Consider the following 20289-nt stretch of genomic DNA (forward strand, 5'->3'; position numbering starts at 1 on the left):
TTAATGAAAAGAGTGATGAAATTTTAGTTTGTTTCGATATCATCCATGAAACAAGCATACAGGCGCAAAAGCTTGCGCGAGAATGGAGGTATATATGAAAAAACCGTTTGTTACGCTTGAGAAAGTAAAAGAGATTGTAAATACCCATAGTACACCGTTTCATATTTATGATGAAAAAGGAATTAGAGAAAATGCTAGAAGATTAAAAGAAGCATTTTCTTGGAATAAAGGGTTTAAAGAATATTTTGCAGTTAAGGCCACACCAAATCCTTTTATTTTACAGATTTTAAAAGAAGAAGGTTGTGGTAGTGACTGCTCTTCAATGACGGAGCTTATGATGTCAGAAGCAGTTGGAATTACTGGAAGTGAAATTATGTTTTCCTCCAATAATACTCCAGAGGGAGAATTTACAAAAGCGAAAGAATTAGGGGCTATTATCAATTTAGATGATTATACTCATATCGATTTCTTAAAAGAAGAGTGCGGAATACCAGAAACCATCTGTTGTCGATATAATCCTGGCGGTGTTTATGAAGTGAGTAATGGCATTATGGACAATCCAGGAGATGCTAAGTATGGATTTACAAAGCAGCAGCTCATCGATGGATACAAAAAGTTAATGGAACTTGGTGCGAAAAATTTTGGTATCCACTCCTTCTTGGTAAGTAACACCGTTACCAATGATTATTACCCAGCGCTGGCGAGGACTTTGTTTGAACTTGCAGTGGAGTTAAAAAAGGAGACCAATGCGAATATTACATTTATCAACCTTTCTGGTGGAGTAGGAATTCCTTACTTACCAGATCAAGAGGGAAATGATATTATGGTAATTGGCGAAGGAGTTCGTAAGGCGTATGAAGAAATCTTAGTTCCAAATGGTCTTGGTAATGTTGCTATTTTTACAGAGCTTGGACGTTTTATGCTAGCACCGTATGGACACCTTGTAACAAAAGCAATTCATGAAAAACATATTTATAAAGAGTATTTGGGCGTTGATGCTTGTGCGGTAAACTTAATGAGACCAGCAATGTATGGAGCTTATCATCATATTACCGTGCTAGGAAAAGAAGATGCTCCTCTGGATACGATGTATGACGTGGCAGGTTCATTATGTGAAAATAACGATAAGTTTGCGATTGACCGCATGTTACCAAAGGTTAACAAGGGCGATTATCTTGTGATTCATGATACAGGTGCTCATGGTTTTGCTATGGGTTATAATTATAATGGGAAACTAAAATCTGCGGAACTCTTATTAAAAGAGGACGGTTCGGTTCAATTAATTCGTAGAGCAGAAACTGCAGAGGATTATTTTGCAACTTTTGATTTTTGCGATATCTTAAAGCAAAAATAAGTTTTAAATATTTGGAATTGCAAAGAATAATCCTATTGCCATAATGATTATTCAGTATAGTCGATGTTTGATTGGATTAGTTCTATGATACGTTTATAAATGCAATAAGCAAATCAAATGAAGTGGTTACAAAAATTTTGCCAAGGATTAGGAAGGCAGAGTTTCTTGTAGCCATTTTTTTGTCGTATCAATTGAGATTCTAGCAGTCCTTGTCAGATTATCTGATTGATACTAAAAATTTCCGTAATTTCCTTTACAAGTTCTAATGTAAACTCCGAATTAGTACGATATAATAGCTGATAATAAGGTGTAAGCCGATTACTTTACGAAAGATTACTTAACAGTTAGAAGTAAAAATATAGTAACAAAATTATTAGTACTTGGTATTAAGTAAAAAAGAAAACATCCGATAAATAAGGTAGTAATGAAGTTATATTATTGAAACAAAGAACGTGTTTCAATAATCAAGTATTCTTAGTTAGGTGGTGAGTTTTATGCGAATTGATGCATTAAGTAAAATTAATCAACTTTATAAAGCAAATGATACAAGAAAAGTATCCAAATCATATGATGGAAATAAAAAGGACAGTGTAGAAATCTCACAGATGGGTAAGGATTTTCAGATAGCAAAGCAGGCGGTTTCGGCTGCACCAGATATTCGCCAGGAAAAAGTAGAAGAAATTAAACAGAAACTTGCATCAGGTGATTATGAGATTAGCCTCGAGGATTTAGCAGACAAGATGATAAAGGACTTCTTTGAGTAGTGAATTCTGGCAAAGCAATATTGAAATTGCGAACAGATTCAATATGCGCAGGATAGTAACACGAGAAGAAGCCTGTTAGATACAGGAAGATCGGAGGTAATCAATTGGCAAGCTTGATACAGGAATTAATAACTACTCTTCGCGCAGAGGAACAGCTATATCAAGAGATGATACCGATTGCAGCGAAAAAAACCAGAGTGATTATAGACAATGACCTCGCTTCCTTGCAGCAGATAACAGAAGAAGAGCAAACAACTGTAGAGAAGGTGAATGCTCTGGAGCGCAAGAGAGAAGAGGTTATTGTAAATATTGGGACGGTGATTAATCGTAAGCCGGAAACACTGACCATGAAAACGATTATTGCACTGTTAGAGAAACAGCCAGAGGAGCAAAAAGAATTATCGAAAATACACGATTCTCTGACAACAACACTGAATCAATTAGTAGAACTTAATCAAAAAAATAAATCTTTAATTCAACAGTCCCTAGAGATGATTGAATTCAATATGAATTTAATTCAGAGTACAAGGATGTCACCGGGGAGCACCAATTATACCAAAGGAGCATCTCAATTAGAGATGCCGGCTGCGCAGACAGGGATGTTTGATGCGAAGCAATAGGTAGTATGAAATATGATGCAAAGAGAGGTGAAATTCCATGAGCCTAATGGGTAGCTTATATGTAGGCGTATCTGGATTAAATGTCAGTCAAAACGGTCTGAATACCACAGGTCATAATCTTGCAAACGTAGAAACAGAAGGTTATGTTAGACAACAAACAGTATTACAGACTTCTCAATATCGTACCATAGGACAATCGTATATTTCCCCAATGCAAACGGGACTTGGAGCAGAAACAGCAGCTGTTCGCCAGGTCAGAGATATTTTTTTAGACAAATCATATCGCCAAGAGCTTGGGCGTCGAGGATTCTATGATTCTCAGTATGAAACCGTATCCGAGATTGAAAACTTAATGGGTGAGCTTGAAGGGGTTGCATTCCAGGATTCCATAGCAGATTTTTGGAATAACTTACAGGAACTTGCCAAGGAACCGGATAGCTTAGTGAAAAGAGCTTCGCTTGTGGAAACGAGTGTCAGCTTTATTGAGCGTTCTGAGAATTTATTCAAGCAGCTTAGGGATTACCAGTTAAACTTGAATTTGAAAATAACGAACACTGTCTCCCGTATTAATGAAATTGGAGATAAGATTTCGGAATTAAACGATAGAATATGTGCTTATGAAAGCAATGGATATGAAAATGCGAATGATTTAAGGGACTCAAGAAATAAATTATTAGATGAGTTGTCCCAAATGATAACGATTACATATCGTGAAAATCCGGAAGGAAGAGTTACTGTAAATGCGGAAGGAGTTCCATTTGTAACAGAAGATGTTACTCACCATATGGGAACCATGACAGTAACACAAATTAGAGAGCGTGAACTCGGGTCTGAGGAGTTTAACAATGATGCCACTGGTACCATGGAAAATTCAGAGATGCTAATTCCAGTTTGGCCAACTTATGGCAAGGTAGAGGTATACAATCGCGATTTAATACCGAACTCAGCAGATAATTCTGATATTGGTTCTCTAAAAGGTTTAATCTTAGCAAGAGGAACAAAAGTTGCAAAAGCTACGGATATACCGATAGCACCGAACAAAGATGATTATATGGATGAGTTTGGTACTCTCAATGAAGAGTCATATAATCTTGCATTAAAAGAGTATAAAGAAGATGTTAAAACATATAACCAAACAATAGAACCATCCATTGTTATGTCAACACAAGCTCAGTACGATCAATTGATTCATGGTATTGTAACTACGATTAATGATATCTTATGTCCTAATAAAGAAGTAGTGATTGCAGCAGGAACAACCATTGAACTGTCGAACGGAGATACGTATACTTACGAAAATGATACGGTTATTAAAATTTTTGATGATGAAAATGCGCCAATTGGTATCAATGGAGAAGGCGGGACAGAATTATTCAGTCGTAAATCCATGCCACGCTATACTGATTATCAAGACATTACCTTGGCAAATGGAGAAATTATTCGTGCTAAGGTTTACAATAAGGAAGATCCTAACAATAATTACTCCTTATATACAGTTGGTGAGCTGGTAGTAAATCAGGAGATGATCGAGGATAAGTCAAAGATGCCATTAAGTCAGAACTCAAACACTGGAGATTATGACATAAAGACGACTGAAAAGTTGTTAAAAGCATGGCAGGAACCGTTTGCGACACTATCTCCAAATACATTAACAAAATCTAATTTTAATGACTATTACAATGCCTTCATTGGAAGTATTGCTACTACTGGTGAGCGTTATGATACGATAGTAAAGAGCCAGGAAGGTATGGTCGCAAGCATTGATAATCAGCGTCAATCGGTACTTGGAGTTTCTTCAGATGATGAACTAACAAACTTAATTAAATTCCAACATGCCTATAATGCGGCAGCTAGATATATGAATGTGATTGATCAGATGCTTGAGCATATTGTGACTAGAATATAGTATTTTGAATTTTCAATGTGTGATGAAAAATAGTAATTCATATTTTCCATGTGCGATAAAAGAATAGAGAAAGATAGACTAAAACAATAGAGAATTGTTATTTTTAACAGGATTCGAATAGACGAAAGAGGTGAGTAAATGCCATCTACATTTTTTGGACTCTCCATAGGAAATAGCGGTTTGTATGCCTCTCAAGCAGGCCTTAATACCACTGCTCATAACATAGCCAATGTAGAAACAGAAGGTTTCTCAAGACAAGTGGCAAAACAACAGGCTGGAACCGCTCTTCGAGTGCATAGTTCCTATGGTATGGTCGGTACTGGTGTTGATATCATGGGAGTAAATCAGATACGAGACGAGTACTATGATTTGAAATATATGAAGAATAATACGATGTATGGAGCATACTCCACCAAAGAGTATTATTTAACCTCCATTGAGAATTATTTTAATGAAGTAAAGCTAGAAGGCTTTTTGACTAATTTTGATAATATGTACAATAGCCTTCAGGAATTAAGTAAGCAACCAGAGGACTTAACGGTACGTACTCAGGTAACTAATATGGCACAAAGTACTTGTGATTATGTGAATTCGCTTTCCACTAGTTTAAGTCGTTTACAAGAAGAATGTAATTTTGAGATTAAGAATCAAGTAGAACGTGTGAATTCCCTGGCACAACAGATTGCTATTGTAACGAAACAAATCAATACGATCGAAGTTGGAGGTAGCATAGCAAATGACCTTCGCGATCAACGAGCTTTAATGGTAGAAGAATTATCTGGATTTGCAACAGTAAGTGTTTCTGAGCGAATTGTTGGTGATAATGTCGGTGTTACAAGTTATACCGTAAAATTAGATGGGCAAACACTTGTTGATACCTATCAAGCGAGTCAGCTGAAAGTTGTACCAAGAGACTCCAAAGTAAATCAGTTGGATGCAAATGGTTTATATGATGTTTGCTGGAGCAATGGACAACCTGTGAATTTAAATAGTCCAACCATGGGCGGCACACTAAAAGCTTTACTTCAAGTACGTGATGGTAATAATAAAGAAGGCTATCAAGGAAAAGTAACAGCAAATGCTGGTGATACAACGATTACAGTAACTTCAACGAATAAAAACAATGTGGAAGATTTAAATATTGCTACCAATGGTGTTATCACAGTAGGTAATCGTGAGTACCGTTATAATGGATTTGCGGTAACGAAGGATGAAGACACTGGAAAATTTATCTACGAATTTTCTCTTGATGATGAAGTTAAAGTGGATGTGACGGAAGAAACTGCTTATATTGGAGAACAGATAGAATATAAAGGAATCCCACACTATATGGCACAACTAAATAAGTTTGCCAGAACCTATGCCAAGGCATTTAATGATGTTCATAAATCAGGACAGGATTTAAATGGTGAGCAAGGCTTGGATTTCTTTAATGGTGTAGATGTGGTAACAGGAGAGAACTTTATTTTTGGTAATTCACCAACGGATGAGGGAAATGGATATCTGTTTACTTCAAAGACTGCAGCTTATGCTGGGGATTATGTGGATGAGCCAAACTATGCCTCCTATTATTTACTCACTGCAGATGCTTTTGGTGTAACTAAGGCAGTTGCTACAGATCCTAAAAAATTAGCGACAGCCTCATCGATAGAAAATGGCGTTGCTAACGCTGATAATATTGAAAAATTATTAGCATTAAAAGATGACGTTACAATGTTTGGTCAAGGAAAGCCAGCACAATTTATCCAGACTCTAGTAGCAGAGATTGGTATCGATGCAAAACAAGCAGGTAATTTTGCTCAAAACCAAAAAGATATTTTAGATGCAGTGCAGAATCAACGATTATCCATTAGTGGCGTAGACCAAGAAGAAGAGGCTATGAGCTTAATTCGTTATCAGAATGCATATAACTTATCTGCGAAGGTAATTTCTGTTATGGACCAGATTTATGATAAACTCATTAATTACATGGGCGCATAAGTGTGTAGAAAGGAAGCTTCGCACTTTCCGCTAAAGAAGCACGGAAATCATGTGCAGGAATGGAGAACAGAATGAGAATTACAAATAAAATGATGACAAATAATGTTCTTTATAATATCAACAATAATAAGAACAGCATGTCCAAATTAGAGCAACAATACTCCACCGGTAAGAAGATTCAGCGTCCTTCGGAAGACCCTATTATTGCTGTACGTGCATTGAAACTTCGAACCAATCTTACAGAACTTAATCAATATTATGAGAAAAATATTCCGGATGCATTAGCGTGGATGGATTTAACGGAGAGCTCTTTGAGTAATATCAATGAGATTCTAACGAAAATTCATACCTATTGTGTGAATGGTTCTAATGATACCTTAACGGAAGAAGATAGAAACAGTCTTGCAGTTAATCTTTCGCAGCTAAAGGATCAGATTTATCAAGAAGGCAATACCAATTATGCTGGAAGATATGTTTTTAGTGGTTACAAGACGGATTCTAGTTTAGTTTTCTCCGAAACTACATCAGATTATAATTATACGATCACTGAAAATTTAAGTGGAACGAATCTCGATGTCATTCAGAGATCGATAAATTCCTTCGAATTATCCTCGTATAATCCAGATGCGCCATGGGACACCAGTTTTGATGAAAAGCCAAATTATATCACAGCACATCGTATGAGACTAGCATATAATAACGTCAAGAGTTTGGATGAAGGTCAGTTAAAGATTGAGTTTGCAGAGCAAGATGCTGATGGCAATGTAATTCTTGACGATGAAGGAAATAAAACGTATACTGAATATGGTGGTATCATTGAATCCAAGTTATCTACAGATGAGGGTGCGTATACACCACCAGATGGAACTGCTTATTTTCTAGCGGATACCGGAGAATTAATTTTACCGGAGGATGTGTATCAGGAATTCCGTGATAAAGCGGATATTAAAGTTACTTATGAGAAGAATTCCTTTGTGAAAAACGATTTAAAACCGGAACATTATTTTGATTGTGTTCAGACGGATCTGACAAGTGATGATTTGGAAGAACGTACTTTTACAAAGCAGAACCAGGAAATCCGTTATGAAGTAAACTTTAGCCAATCAATGACAATTAATACACAAGGTAGCGATTCTATCACACATGGGATAGGACGAACCATTGATGATATAATATTTGCAGTTAACGATGTGATTGAAGTTGAGAAAAAAATTACTGAAGTAAAAAAGATGCTAGAAAGCGGAAATATTACGGAGGAACAAAAATCAACATTAAATCAAGCATTAGAGGTTTTAACTACGGAAAAAACTCTAAAAGACGAAGTAATGCAAAAAACATTTGGAAATGCGCTTACAGAAGTGAAAGGACAGCAGAATATAATCAATGTTGCAGTTGCTGATTTGGGAAGCCGTTCTGCAAGAATCCAGCTTACGGAAAGTCGTTTATCGATGGAACAAGTTGACTTTGAAGATTTACTTTCAAAGAATGAGGATGCAGATCTTGTAGATACGGTAATCAAATTAAAATCGCAGGAAACCGTTTATAATTCTTCCTTGTCTGCCGCTGCTAAGATCGTAAAGAATTCTTTATTAGATTTCCTATAGAGAAGTGGGTAAGCTCATTCTTAAGAATTCGTTATTAGATTTCCTATAGAGAAATAGATAAGCTCATTACGAATTCATTATTAGATTTTCTATAAAGTAGAAAGGAAGAGTACTTATGGTAATAGCAACAAAGCACTTTGGTGAAATAGAGTTAGAAGAAGATAAGATCCTAACATTTGAACATGGGATATTTGGATTTGAGAATTGCAAACGATATACCATTCTTTATAATGGAGAGGACGAGAATAGCAGTGTAATCTCCTGGTTGCAAAGTTTGGATGAGGTATCCCTTGCGTTACCTATTATTCAACCTAGCTACGTGCTTGAAAATTATAATCCATTTATAGAGGATGAGTTATTGGTGTCATTAGGTGACATCAAAGAAGAAAACATCGTTGTTTTCTTGACGTTAACTGTACCTTCAGACTTAACTAAAATGACATCAAATCTGAAAGCTCCGATTATTATTAATACAGCAAATAAAAAGGGCTGCCAGGTTGTAGTTGAAGATCCTAATTATATAGTTAAATATCCAGTCTATGAGATATTTCAAAATAGAGCTAAGGAGGATGGAGAATGCTAGCTTTATCAAGAAAATTAAACGAATCCATCATGCTTGGTAATGATATTGAAATCACTATATTAGAAATTAAAGGTGATCAAGTAAAAATAGGAATCAATGCACCGAAATCGGTTCCAATTTATAGAAAGGAAATATACCTTCAGATACAAGAATCTAATAAAGAGGCTGTTGATGGAAGCGTTTCCTTAGAAGAGTTGCGTAAGTTGTTTTAGTAATATATTACGGAACATCAATTTTAGTTTTATGTTATATTTACTATGGTTTGCTATATAGGATTTGTATCATAGAAATCCTTAATATATGGGAGGGGCTTTGACGGGAATAGTTGTACCAGTCATAGCCCCGTTTTGTTTAAACAAAGAGATAAGAATGAAAGAAGATGTTCATTTTGATAATTGTGCTGAAACAAAGAATTGCAATCATTATGAAAAGGTGCAAAAGCGCCAGAAGCGAGGTTATTGAGTGGAAACAAATGAAATAATGAAGACATATTTAAGAGCATTAGTTATTAGTTTGGAAAAGAAAGAGCAAGTACTAACTAACCTAATATCAATTACAAAAAAGCAAAAGATAGCCTTAGAATCTCAACCACCAAGTGTAGAGCAATTTAAATCAGAAGTATCCAAAAAAGAAGAACTGATTAAAGAAATTAAAGAGCTAGATGTGCAATTTGAATCTTTGTATCAAAAGGTAATAGGTTATGTCAGAAATGAAATTTCAGAATTTACTATGGAAATTCAAAAAATGCAAAAAATGATACCTATCGTTGTAGAACTTGGAGTTACGTTGCGAGGATTAGAGCAGCACAACAAAATGAAACTGGAGCTAATATCAGCTACCAAGGGGCATGAAGCTGTTAATATGAAAAAGAGTAGCAAGTCGGTAGCAGATTACTATCGAGCAATTCATAGTTTGAAAGATAATAAGTCTTGTCTTGACCAAAAGAAGTAATTTGGATAAATAAATCAGTGTAATTCTATCTAGTGGAAGTGTTGTAAGTTGATGTTTGAAGGATGAAATTGTAAAGATAAGTAGATATTTTTATCGATTACTCTTTACTAAATTGAAAAGGTGACGATATATACATAAGACAGAGTAAATTTGCATAAAAAAGGATATTTTATATAGTTCACATGGAGGTGGAGTTATGGAATTAAAGCCCATAAATGGAATAGCAAATTACGCAGAGTCACCGGGAGTATCCCCTACAATGGGAAAATCGGGAGCTGCAACAGGATTACCAGTTCAGAAAAAATCATCAGCTGAAGGCATGAGCATGTCAAATAACGGCACTAACAATCAATCAAATGAACAGCAGATAAAGTCAGCTGTGGATAAAGCTAATAAAGCAATGAAACATACACAAACGAGATGTGAGTTTTCCTATCATGAACCTACAAGGAGTATATCAATTAAGATAATTGATACTCAAACAGATGAGGTATTGCGAGAGGTCCCACCAGAAAAAATTCTTGATATGATCGAGAAGATGTGGGAGATGGCAGGGATACTCGTTGACGAAAAAAGATAAGGAGGTTTCATAATATGCCAATACGTTTATCGGGAATTGCATCAAATATGGATACAGATGCCATTGTAAAAGAGTTAATGAATGCTCAGAGTTTAAAAAAGACGAAAGTTGAAAATAAGCTTACAAAATTACAATGGACTAAAGATGTCTGGAAGGACATGAACTCTAAGATTTATAAGTTTTATACTGGTCCATTATCAAAGCTAAAAACACAAGGTAGTTATGCAACAAAAAAAGCTACATCCTCCAATGAGAGTAAGGTTACGGTTAAAGCAGGCGTAGGAGCAGCAACTGGTTCTCATAATGTACAGGTGAAACAACTTGCGAGTGCTCAATATGTGACTGGAGTAAAACTAGGAGATAATGTTACAGGAAATACAAAATTGTCAGAACTAGGATTTGATGTGTTAAATGGCAAAGAATCAGTAGTTCAAATCACCAATGGTGGTAAGGTTACAGAACTTTATGTAACAAAAGAAACCACTTTAAGTGATTTTACTGAAGCTTGTAATAAGGCAGGTTTAAATGCAAGTTTTGACAATACACAGAAACGAATATTTCTTAGTTCTAAGCAAAGTGGCGAGGATAATGTATTTTCTATAGTAACAAAAACTGTAAATGTATCTACAGACAGAGAAGATGTTCGTAATTTATTAGGGTATCATAATTCCACTACGTCTGGGACAACAAGGTATGAGATGGATAAAGCCATTGATACCTATGTTAAATTGAAATCTAAGGATGGGGCAAGAACTGCAGAAGAAGAAAAAACTTTTGAAGCTACTGTTAAGAAGTTAAATGACTATATGAAGAGCAATACAACTTCAAAATTAAGTAATGGTTATGAAAGCGCGCTTGCTGAGGAATTGGCAGCAGCTGGAGTAAAGAGTGCTACAGAAGCTGAACAGGACGCAAGAAATAACTATACTGGTGACCCAGATGACCAAAAAGCGATAGATGCTGCTGTAAAAAGTGCAATTAATGCAGAAAGAAATAAATTTGTTAAATATTATCAAAATCAGTATCAAGAAATTTTAGGCAAAGACTCAGCTTCTTTAACAGAAGAGGAAAAGAAAAATCCTTATTATGTGAATCAAACAAACATGATTTTAGCATTAGAGGGAGCTGCAGCCACTGAAGTTGCTCCAGGAGAAGAAATTAATACTAATAGCTTAGATAATATTGGAATTGGAACTATTACTAATATTATGGAAGGGGATAAATTAGTTAGTAAATCTACAGTACCTGGTGCATCTGTTGTAAGTGCTGCTAATAGTATTATCGTATATAATGGCGCTGAATTAGAAGGAAGTTCAAACCAAGTAACCGCGAATGGCGTAACGTTTGAATTACATGGCGTAACAGAAGGGTCTGATACGGTTTCCTTAACGATTGCAAATGATACAGATGCCGTTTATGATATGGTTCGTAATTTTGTGAAAGGATACAATGAGCTTTTACAGGAGATGAATACTCTATATAATGCAAACTCCTCTAGGGGCTATAATCCTTTGACTGATGACGAAAAAGAGGCTATGACAGATGATCAAATCGAGAAATGGGAGCAAAAAATTAAAGACTCTTTATTACGTCGTGATGATAAGTTAAGCGGTGTTCTATCTACGATGAGAACTAATATGGCAGGAAGTGTAACTGTGAATGGAAAGAATTTATCACTCTCAACATTTGGCATAGTTACAGGAGCTTATACAGAGAAAGGTATATTGCATATAGCTGGAGATAGTGAGGATTCATTATATGCTGGAGATACTGACAAGCTAAAGAAGGCTTTATCAGAAAACCCTGATGAAGTAATTCAGGTTCTAACAAAATTAGCAAACAACCTTTACCAAGATATATCCGATAAGATGAAAAGTACTTCCCTAAGTAGTGCTTTAACTATCTATAACGACAAAGAAATGGATAAATTAGAAACCCGTTACAAAAAAGATTTGGCAACGTTAGAAAAGAAATTGAAGAATATGGAAGATCGTTACTATAAGCAGTTTTCCGCTATGGAAACTGCTATGAGTAAACTAAATTCTCAGTCTAGCCAGTTATCTAGTATGTTGGGCTTGTAAATGATATGGAAAAGTAGGAGGATTTTAATATGGCTCAAAATGCGGCAAGTATATATCAAGGAACTAAGATAAATACGGCTTCACCGGCAGAGCTAACATTAATGCTATATGAAGGTGCAATTAAGTTTTGCAACAAAGCATTATATGGTTTAGAACAGGATGATTATGCAAAAGTAAATGAAAATTTATTAAAAGCTCAAAGAATAATTACAGAGCTTCGTTCTACATTAGACTTTAAGTATCCGATAGCAAGCGAATTTGAAACAGTATATGATTATATTTATCGTAGATTAGTTGACGCAAATATTAAAAAAGATACTGAGATTTTAGAAGAAGCGCTTGACTACATTCGTCAGATGAAGGATACATGGAAAGAAGTAATGAAAAAAAATAATATCTATGTTCAATAGGTAAATTAGGGCCGTTGTAGTAAAGAAATTTGTGATTTTTCTTTATTACAACGGCTATGGCGATTTTACCAGTGAGTTGGCTTGCCATACTATGGAAGGAGGCTTCATGAAAGACGAAAAAATTCTTAAACTATTAGAGATTCTAGATAGGAAAAAAGAGTGCCTGAAAGCAATATTGAGTGTAGTGAAAGAACAAGAAAAAATAGAGTTTGTTCAAGAAAATGATCTTGAAATATTCGAAGAATATATTGAGGATAAAGAAGATTTGATCATAACACTCTCTCAATTAAATCAAGAATATGAAGAGTTTATAGAACAAATAGGTGAAGTAAGTTCTAATAGACCATATAGTACTATGGAACAGCAAGCCAAATTAGAAAATCAAGAAATAATATCACTTAGTGAAGAGATACAAGCTTTGGAGCAGAAGAGTAGAGTGAAATTTGAAGCTTATGTTAGAAAAGAAAGAGAGAAGATTAAAAGTTTCCGTTTAAATAATCAGATGACATCGAGTTATTACAAGAATATGAATGGAAGACAATTAGACGACTCTTATTTTATGGATAGAAGAAAATAGAGTAGATGAAGCAGGGAAAATTCTGAGGATTAGTTAAATTAAAAAAGTACAGAAAAAATATAAAATAATGCTATTAACTTTATTGCATAAACATTCGATATATAGGATAAGTAAAGCAAATGCTTTTACTGAATAGTAAAAACAAAAATCGGTGGCATGGATGCTGCTGAAAATTCAAGGAGGAAAAAATTATGATTATTCAACACAATATGACATCTGCGAATACTAACAGACAGTTAGGTATTACAACAGGAAATTTAGCAAAATCTAGTGAGAAGTTATCTTCTGGTTACAGAATTAACCGTGCTGGTGATGATGCAGCTGGTCTTTCCATTTCTGAAAAAATGCGTGGACAGATCCGTGGTCTTGATCAGGCTTCTACAAACGCTCAGGATGGTATTTCTTTAATCCAAACAGCAGAAGGTGCTTTAAACGAAGTACATTCCGTTCTTCAGAGAATGAGAGAGTTAACAGTACAAGCATCCAATGATACTAACGTAACAGCTGACCGTGCAGCGATCTCTGCAGAAATCACAGCACTTGCTAGTGAAATCACTCGTATCGGTAGCCAGACAGAATTCAATACTCAGAAGTTATTCGATGGTAACTTTACTGATAAGCAGCTTCAGCTAGGCGCTAATGCTGGACAGACAATTACTTTTGATATCGATCAAATCGCTGCTGCTGCTGTAGGTGCTGATGCAATCGACGTATCTGGTATTGCTAATACTATTGAAACTGGAACAGCTGCTAATATTTCTTCAGCTATTAAAACAGTTAATGATGCATTAGAATCTGTTTCAACTTCTCGTTCTTCACTTGGTGCATTACAGAACAGATTAGAGCATACTATTGCAAATGCTGATAACACTTCAGAGAATTTACAGTCTGCAGAATCTCGTATCCGTGATGTAAACATGGCAAAAGAGATGGTTAAGTACTCTAAGGATAATATCCTTCAGCAGGCTGCTCAGTCAATGCTTGCTCAAGCAAATCAATCAACACAGGGTGTTTTATCTTTATTAAGATAATAAAATCCAAAAAAGAAAGGTTACATTATGTAACCTTTTTTTTTATGTATGCAGATGTTATACTTTATCTTAGCTTATAATTGCAGAAATATTTCATTAGTGTTAAGATTATAAGATATTGTCCGATATATTAGGTAAAAATGCATTTGGTTATAGTATGTCAATAATCACTATAAAATTGGAGATAAAATGGAAGAATTAAAAAAGTCGATAACGGACATTGCAAAAAAGTTAAAAGCAGTAGCTATTAAATTATATCAAATGAAAGAATCAGAGGGATACTCTGATTTTGCTGAATTAATAGGTGAAATGTCCCAATTAGTAAGTACTATATATGTAGTAAAAAGTCAAAGTAATGAATTAATGTTTCATGAAACTGAATTTCTTCAAAAATTAACATTGGCTGTGAAGGCTTTAGAAGATAGAGATACTATAATGTTAGCTGATATTTTATATTACGAATTAAAGCCTCAATTATTGGATTTGAGAAACTATCTTGAAATGACAAATTAAGTGGAGGTTGGAATGAGTTATTTTACGAAAAACAAAGAAATCATCCAAAATCGTAATATAAAATTAGATGCACTTTTTGATGATGAGATACCATTAGACGACAAGATTTATTCTGCTGTTGCAAAAGATGGTACCCCTATTATGATTATTGAACATAATAACTCTATTTATAGGATGAATAGCTTGTATAATCCTATTCAAGAAACGAAATTCTGGGTTTCTCAATATGATTTTAGCAAGGAAAATATGGTAATTTCTCTCTTTGGGTTAGGTAATGGCCAATTTGTGAGGTCAATAATCGATGAGATGAAAGAGGATGCCCATTTAATTATAGTAGAACCGTCAAAAGAAATATTTTTATCTGCTATTCATGAGTATGATATGTCAGATATTCTCCTAAGGAAAAATGTTTTTATTACTGTTATGGGTGTTAATGACGAATTTTGGAGCTATCTGTTGAACGCGACAATAAAATGGGAGAATGTATATAATCAGATAGTCTGTACTCATCCATATTACTCCCGACTATTTCAGAATGAATTACGAATATTTAATGAAAGAATATCAAGAAACTATGAAAGTGTTTCAATTGATCGTAATACAGAAGCTCATTTTGGACCTAAATATGTAAAGGCTATGATTGATTGTTTACATAGTTATCCTAAAATTAATTCAATGATTGATTGTAAAAATATTGTACCAAGTGATATTCCTGGAATCATAATAGCAGCGGGTCCTTCTTTAGATAAAAATATTGAAGAGCTAAGATCTGCAAAAGGAAAAGCTGTTCTATTTGCAACGGATCGTGCATTACCTGCATTGTTAGAGCGTTGTATTATTCCAGATTTTGTTGTCACGGTAGACCCGGATAAGCCAGATGCATGTTTTGCTGACGAGAAAAGCAGAACAATTCCCTTGATATGTACTGCTCACTCGAAACTTGGTGTTATTAGTAACCATGAGAGCAGGATATTTTTAATTTCCTGTTATGATTACATCAATAATTTGGCAAATAAATTAGGTAGCTCTATTCCTTATATTGACACTGGAGCGTCTGTGGCAACCACAGCATTTTCAATTTGTCTTTATCTTGGATTAAAAAACATTATATTTGTTGGACAAGATTTGGCATTTAAAGGAAGTGTCACCCATGCTGGTGGAGAAGAAGAAAAGGTTTACCTTGATGATGAAATCTATGTGGAAGGTATCGATGGTAAAATAGTTAAAACCAGATTTGATTGGGAAAGATTCCGTTTATGGTATGAAGATAGAATTAAATATTTGCCTGAGGATGTTAAAGTAATAGATGCTACTGAAGGTGGTGCATTAATTCACGGCACTAAAGTAATGACTTTACATGATGTAGTAGAGAGATATTGTAATCAACAGTTTGATGTAGCTAAGGAAATAGAAAATATTCCTTATTTATGTACAAATGAAAAGTTGTCTATTATTAAAGATTATGTGAGCTGTGGATTAAACGAATGTAATTCTTTAGTAGAAATTGCTAGGAATATAAATAACTTATGTAAATCTACATTAACAAAGATAAAGAGAAAGCAAATTAACTTTAAAAAGTTTGAAACTGATCATAAGAAGATTAAGAAGACAAATGAGTCATTACAAAAACTTACTATTTTTCAGTTAATTGATTTATCCGTATTTAAAACAACAGTTGAAAAACATAAGGAAGTAAATACTAAACTGAAAAATGAAGTAGATGTTTATCATCAGATATTTACAATATATCAAGAGATATACGACCAGATGCTTCAACTAGTTTCTGATATGAAAGAAAACTTTGAAAAACAATTAGACATTCTGAATAAATTGAGCTAAATAATTCGTCATTAACTGATTTATTATAGTGATTACTTAATATATGGAGAGAGCGCAATGTTAAATAATAAAACGATTTTGATTACTGGAGGGACTGGATCCTTTGGTAAGAAATTTTTAGAAATGATATTTCATCAATATCAACCGAAAAAAGTGATTATATATTCTAGAGATGAATTTAAGCAAGCTAACATGAAAATGGAATATCAAAATAAAGTTGATATGTCAAAAGTACGATTTTTTATTGGTGATGTTCGTGATAAAGACCGTCTAAATCGAGCTTTTCGTGGAGTTGATTATGTAATACATGCGGCGGCTATGAAACAGGTACCGACCTGTGAATATAACCCATTTGAGGCTATTAAAACGAATATACATGGAGCACAGAATGTAATCGATGCTGCTCTAGATTGTGGGGTAAAGAAAGTTGTGGCTTTATCTACAGATAAAGCTGTAAATCCTATTAATCTTTACGGTGGAACAAAATTAGTATCGGATAAACTTTTTATTGCTGCTAATGCATATAAAGGAGTAGATGGAACAACATTTTCTGTTGTACGTTATGGCAATGTTGCAGGAAGTAGAGGATCAATTATACCTATATTTAGAGATATAATTGATCATGGTGGTTCTGAGCTTCCGATTACAGATTTTAGAATGACACGCTTTTGGATTACTTTGGAGCAGGGTGTTGAATTAGTTTTCAAAGCGCTCAATGAATCCAAAGGAGGAGAAACATATATTTCAAAGATACCATCCTTTCATATTAATGATTTAGCTTATGCAATGCTGCCTAATGCGAAATTAAAGGAAATTGGAATTCGCGAAGGAGAAAAGTTACATGAAGTAATGGTGACAAAAGATGATTCAAGACTAAGTTATGAGTATGAAAATCATTATATTGTATATCCGAACTTCGAATGGTGGAATAATGAAAATTACTTTACACCTGGTGGGAAAAGAGTAGATGAAGGATTTGAATATAACTCTAATAACAATAAACAATGGCTTTCTGTGGAAGATTTACGCTGCGAGTTAGAAAAATTACATTTATAAAGGTAAAAGGCTTTTGTACTTATGTTAAAAAGTAAGACAATAGCCTTTTTAGCTCTTTATCATTATTTGTAATGAGTTGAATGGAAAGGATGATGATAATGTCCAATATAGCGATTATTACAGCAAGAGGTGGAAGTAAGCGTATTCCGAGAAAGAATATAAAGGAATTTGTAGGAAAGCCTATCTTGCTATATTCGATAGAGGTGGCGCTAAACTCTAAAATTTTTGATGAAGTTATGGTGTCTACAGATGATGAAGAAATTGCTAGACTTGCAATACAGGCAGGTGCTAACGTACCTTTTCTTCGTAGTAATGCAAATGCAGATGATTATGCAACTACTTCAGATGTTATCTCAGAGGTAATTAATGAGTATGATAATAGAGGACAAAACTTTGATGTTATATGCTGTATTTATCCAACAGCACCATTTATTACGTCAGATAGATTAAGAGAGACAGTAGAATTACTAATATCAAAACAAGCAGATTGTGTGCTACCTGTTCTTAAATTTTCATTCCCACCACAACGTGGACTTGTTATGAATGGAAAGTGGATGGAAGCAAAATGGCCAGAATTTGCTCAGTTCAGGTCACAGGATCTTGAACCAATTTATCATGATGCGGGTCAGTTCTATACTTTAAATTGTAAGAGTTTTTTAGCACAGAAAAAAATATATATGGAAAAAACATATCCAATAATATTATCTGAAATAGAAGTTCAAGATATTGATAATGAGGATGATTGGATACTTGCGGAGCAAAAATATTTATATTTACACAAAAATTTTGATAAATAAATGGGAGCGATACGAATGGAGGAAAACTTTTATTTAAGAAGAGCAAAATTAGCTGACCGAGAAATGATTTTTATGTGGTCAAACGAGACAGAATGTAGAAAAAATTCATTAAATACTTCCTATATTACATTCGACGAACATGTGAAATGGTTTGAGAATAAGTTGCAATCTAAAGATTGCTTCTTCTATATTTTCTATCTTAAAAATACTCCACTAGGTCAGATTCGTGTAGATATAAAGAACGATGTTGGAATAATAAGTTTTTCTATTGATTATCATTATCGAGGACAAGGATTAGGGAAAAAGATTCTTGAACTAATTGAAGAAGTCCCAGAAGTAAAGAATAGAGTGAATATTTTGCAGGGAATTGTTAAATATGGAAACTTAGCATCAATGCGGTCGTTTAATAGTCTTTATTATGACGTATTAGAGAAGGAGGATTATATGGAGTTTAGTAAAAACTTAAATAAAAGTATAGTTATGGAAAATAATAATCAAATCAAGTATAACATACCATATGGTACTCAGTGTATTGAAGAAGATGATATACAGGCTGTAATAGAAGTTTTAAAATCAGACTATCTAACCACAGGACCGAAAGTCAGAGAATTTGAACAAAAGGTTGCAGACTATGTTGGTGCAAAATATGCGGTTGCAGTTTCTAATGGCACTGCAGCGCTACATGCTGCATGTTACGCAGCTGGAATATCAGAAAATGATGAAGTGATTACAACACCGATGACTTTTGCAGCAACAGCAAATAGTGTATTATATTGTGGTGGAAAACCTGTATTTGCTGATATTAAAGCAGATACCTATAATATAGATCCAAAAGAAATCCAAAAAAAAATAACAAATAAGACGAAAGCTATTATACCAGTTCATTTTACAGGACAGCCATGTGAGATGGCTGAAATCAATAGAATAGCAAAAGAAAATAATCTGATAGTAATTGAAGATGCTGCACATGCATTAGGTGCTAATTATCGTAATAAAAAAGTAGGCAATATTTCTGACATGACTATATTTAGTTTCCATCCGGTAAAACATATCACCACCGGTGAGGGTGGGATGATTACCACAAACCAAAAAAATCTATATGAAAAACTTCTTTTATTCAGAAGTCATGGTATAACAAGAAATAAGGATATGATGACTAAGTATGAAGGGGAATGGTATTACCAACAATTAGACCTTGGTTTTAACTATAGAATGACAGATATTCAAAGTGCTTTAGGTTGTTCACAGATGAAAAAGTTAGAAAAGTTTATTGAAAGACGTAAAGAAGTCGCAAGAAGATATGTAGATGCATTTCAGCATTATTCAGAGATAAAATTACCATATCAAATGGATGGATGTGAGAATAGCTGGCACTTATTTATCATTCAGGTAGAGAATCGTAAGAAAGTATTTGATAAACTTAGAAATGCTGGCATTTATGTTAATGTAAACTATATTCCTGTATATCATCATCCGTATTATCAAATGAATGGGTATGACGAGGTTTGTTGTAAAAATGCAGAAGAATTATATGATAAGTGTATTAGCCTTCCAATGTTTCCAAAGTTGACAATCGAAGAGCAAGACTATGTTATTGAACAGGTGATAAAAGCAGTTAGAGAGTGTTAAGAAATGAGGAGTGA

20 protein-coding genes are annotated in these 20289 nt (G+C 34.3%); all 20 read left to right on the top strand.

Annotation, left to right across the window (positions count from 1 at the left end; translation table 11 throughout):
• The first annotated feature begins 94 nt into the window (after window positions 1-94).
• The 20 genes from CC92_RS0101035 to pseC all read left to right on the top strand — a co-directional run bounded on the left by CC92_RS0101035 (window position 95) and on the right by pseC (window position 20275).
• Window positions 95-1354 (top strand): diaminopimelate decarboxylase, encoded by a 1260-nt coding sequence (locus CC92_RS0101035; protein ID WP_029502250.1) that lies wholly within the window; start codon window positions 95-97, stop codon window positions 1352-1354.
• Between the two features lie 494 nt (window positions 1355-1848).
• Window positions 1849-2118: a flagellar biosynthesis anti-sigma factor FlgM gene (flgM, locus tag CC92_RS0101040; protein WP_029502249.1), complete on the top strand. Its 270-nt coding sequence runs from the start codon at window positions 1849-1851 to the stop codon at window positions 2116-2118.
• A gap of 104 nt (window positions 2119-2222) precedes the next feature.
• Window positions 2223-2738, top strand: a complete 516-nt coding sequence (locus tag CC92_RS0101045; protein WP_051650649.1) for a flagellar protein FlgN — start codon at window positions 2223-2225, stop codon at window positions 2736-2738.
• A 37-nt stretch (window positions 2739-2775) separates the two neighbouring features.
• The gene (gene flgK, locus CC92_RS0101050) at window positions 2776-4644 is read left to right on the top strand and encodes a flagellar hook-associated protein FlgK (RefSeq protein WP_029502247.1); all 1869 of its coding nucleotides are present in this window, start codon (window positions 2776-2778) and stop codon (window positions 4642-4644) included.
• Window positions 4645-4782: 138 nt separating this feature from the next.
• On the top strand, window positions 4783-6624 hold the full coding sequence (gene flgK, locus CC92_RS20640; RefSeq protein ID WP_029502246.1) for a flagellar hook-associated protein FlgK: 1842 nt from the start codon (window positions 4783-4785) through the stop codon (window positions 6622-6624).
• Window positions 6625-6695: 71 nt separating this feature from the next.
• Window positions 6696-8228, top strand: coding sequence for a flagellar hook-associated protein FlgL (gene flgL / locus CC92_RS0101060; protein WP_029502245.1), 1533 nt, complete (start codon window positions 6696-6698; stop codon window positions 8226-8228).
• A 115-nt stretch (window positions 8229-8343) separates the two neighbouring features.
• Window positions 8344-8811 (top strand): flagellar assembly protein FliW, encoded by a 468-nt coding sequence (fliW, locus tag CC92_RS0101065; RefSeq protein ID WP_029502244.1) that lies wholly within the window; start codon window positions 8344-8346, stop codon window positions 8809-8811.
• Window positions 8805-9023, top strand: a complete 219-nt coding sequence (gene csrA / locus CC92_RS0101070) for a carbon storage regulator CsrA (protein WP_029502243.1) — start codon at window positions 8805-8807, stop codon at window positions 9021-9023. The genes fliW and csrA overlap by 7 nt, the downstream gene beginning before the upstream one ends.
• 100 nt (window positions 9024-9123) lie before the next feature.
• Window positions 9124-9273, top strand: a complete 150-nt coding sequence (locus tag CC92_RS22375; protein WP_155998300.1) for a hypothetical protein — start codon at window positions 9124-9126, stop codon at window positions 9271-9273.
• Complete coding sequence (locus CC92_RS0101080; RefSeq protein WP_029502242.1) at window positions 9274-9762, top strand: hypothetical protein; 489 nt, start codon at window positions 9274-9276, stop codon at window positions 9760-9762. It begins immediately after the preceding gene.
• Window positions 9763-9958: 196 nt separating this feature from the next.
• Window positions 9959-10342, top strand: coding sequence for a flagellar protein FlaG (locus tag CC92_RS21320; protein WP_051650648.1), 384 nt, complete (start codon window positions 9959-9961; stop codon window positions 10340-10342).
• A gap of 14 nt (window positions 10343-10356) precedes the next feature.
• Window positions 10357-12423, top strand: a complete 2067-nt coding sequence (gene fliD / locus CC92_RS0101090) for a flagellar filament capping protein FliD (RefSeq protein ID WP_029502240.1) — start codon at window positions 10357-10359, stop codon at window positions 12421-12423.
• A 29-nt stretch (window positions 12424-12452) separates the two neighbouring features.
• Complete coding sequence (gene fliS / locus CC92_RS0101095) at window positions 12453-12833, top strand: flagellar export chaperone FliS (RefSeq protein WP_029502239.1); 381 nt, start codon at window positions 12453-12455, stop codon at window positions 12831-12833.
• A gap of 106 nt (window positions 12834-12939) precedes the next feature.
• Window positions 12940-13410: a flagellar protein FlgN gene (locus CC92_RS0101100; RefSeq protein WP_029502238.1), complete on the top strand. Its 471-nt coding sequence runs from the start codon at window positions 12940-12942 to the stop codon at window positions 13408-13410.
• Window positions 13411-13601: 191 nt separating this feature from the next.
• Window positions 13602-14441, top strand: coding sequence for a flagellin (locus CC92_RS0101105; protein ID WP_029502237.1), 840 nt, complete (start codon window positions 13602-13604; stop codon window positions 14439-14441).
• 189 nt (window positions 14442-14630) lie between these two features.
• Window positions 14631-14954, top strand: a complete 324-nt coding sequence (locus tag CC92_RS0101110; RefSeq protein WP_029502236.1) for a hypothetical protein — start codon at window positions 14631-14633, stop codon at window positions 14952-14954.
• 12 nt (window positions 14955-14966) lie between these two features.
• Entirely contained in the window at window positions 14967-16793 is a 1827-nt protein-coding gene (locus tag CC92_RS0101115; RefSeq protein WP_029502235.1) for a motility associated factor glycosyltransferase family protein, read from the top strand.
• A 57-nt stretch (window positions 16794-16850) separates the two neighbouring features.
• Complete coding sequence (pseB, locus tag CC92_RS0101120; RefSeq protein ID WP_029502234.1) at window positions 16851-17849, top strand: UDP-N-acetylglucosamine 4,6-dehydratase (inverting); 999 nt, start codon at window positions 16851-16853, stop codon at window positions 17847-17849.
• Between the two features lie 98 nt (window positions 17850-17947).
• Window positions 17948-18646, top strand: a complete 699-nt coding sequence (gene pseF / locus CC92_RS0101125; RefSeq protein ID WP_029502233.1) for a pseudaminic acid cytidylyltransferase — start codon at window positions 17948-17950, stop codon at window positions 18644-18646.
• A gap of 15 nt (window positions 18647-18661) precedes the next feature.
• Complete coding sequence (gene pseC, locus CC92_RS0101130) at window positions 18662-20275, top strand: UDP-4-amino-4,6-dideoxy-N-acetyl-beta-L-altrosamine transaminase (RefSeq protein ID WP_162175510.1); 1614 nt, start codon at window positions 18662-18664, stop codon at window positions 20273-20275.
• The last annotated feature ends 14 nt before the right edge of the window (window positions 20276-20289 follow it).

Source organism: Lachnoclostridium phytofermentans (genome assembly GCF_000733755.1).
Classification (GTDB): Bacteria; Bacillota; Clostridia; order Lachnospirales; family Lachnospiraceae; genus Lachnoclostridium; species Lachnoclostridium phytofermentans_A.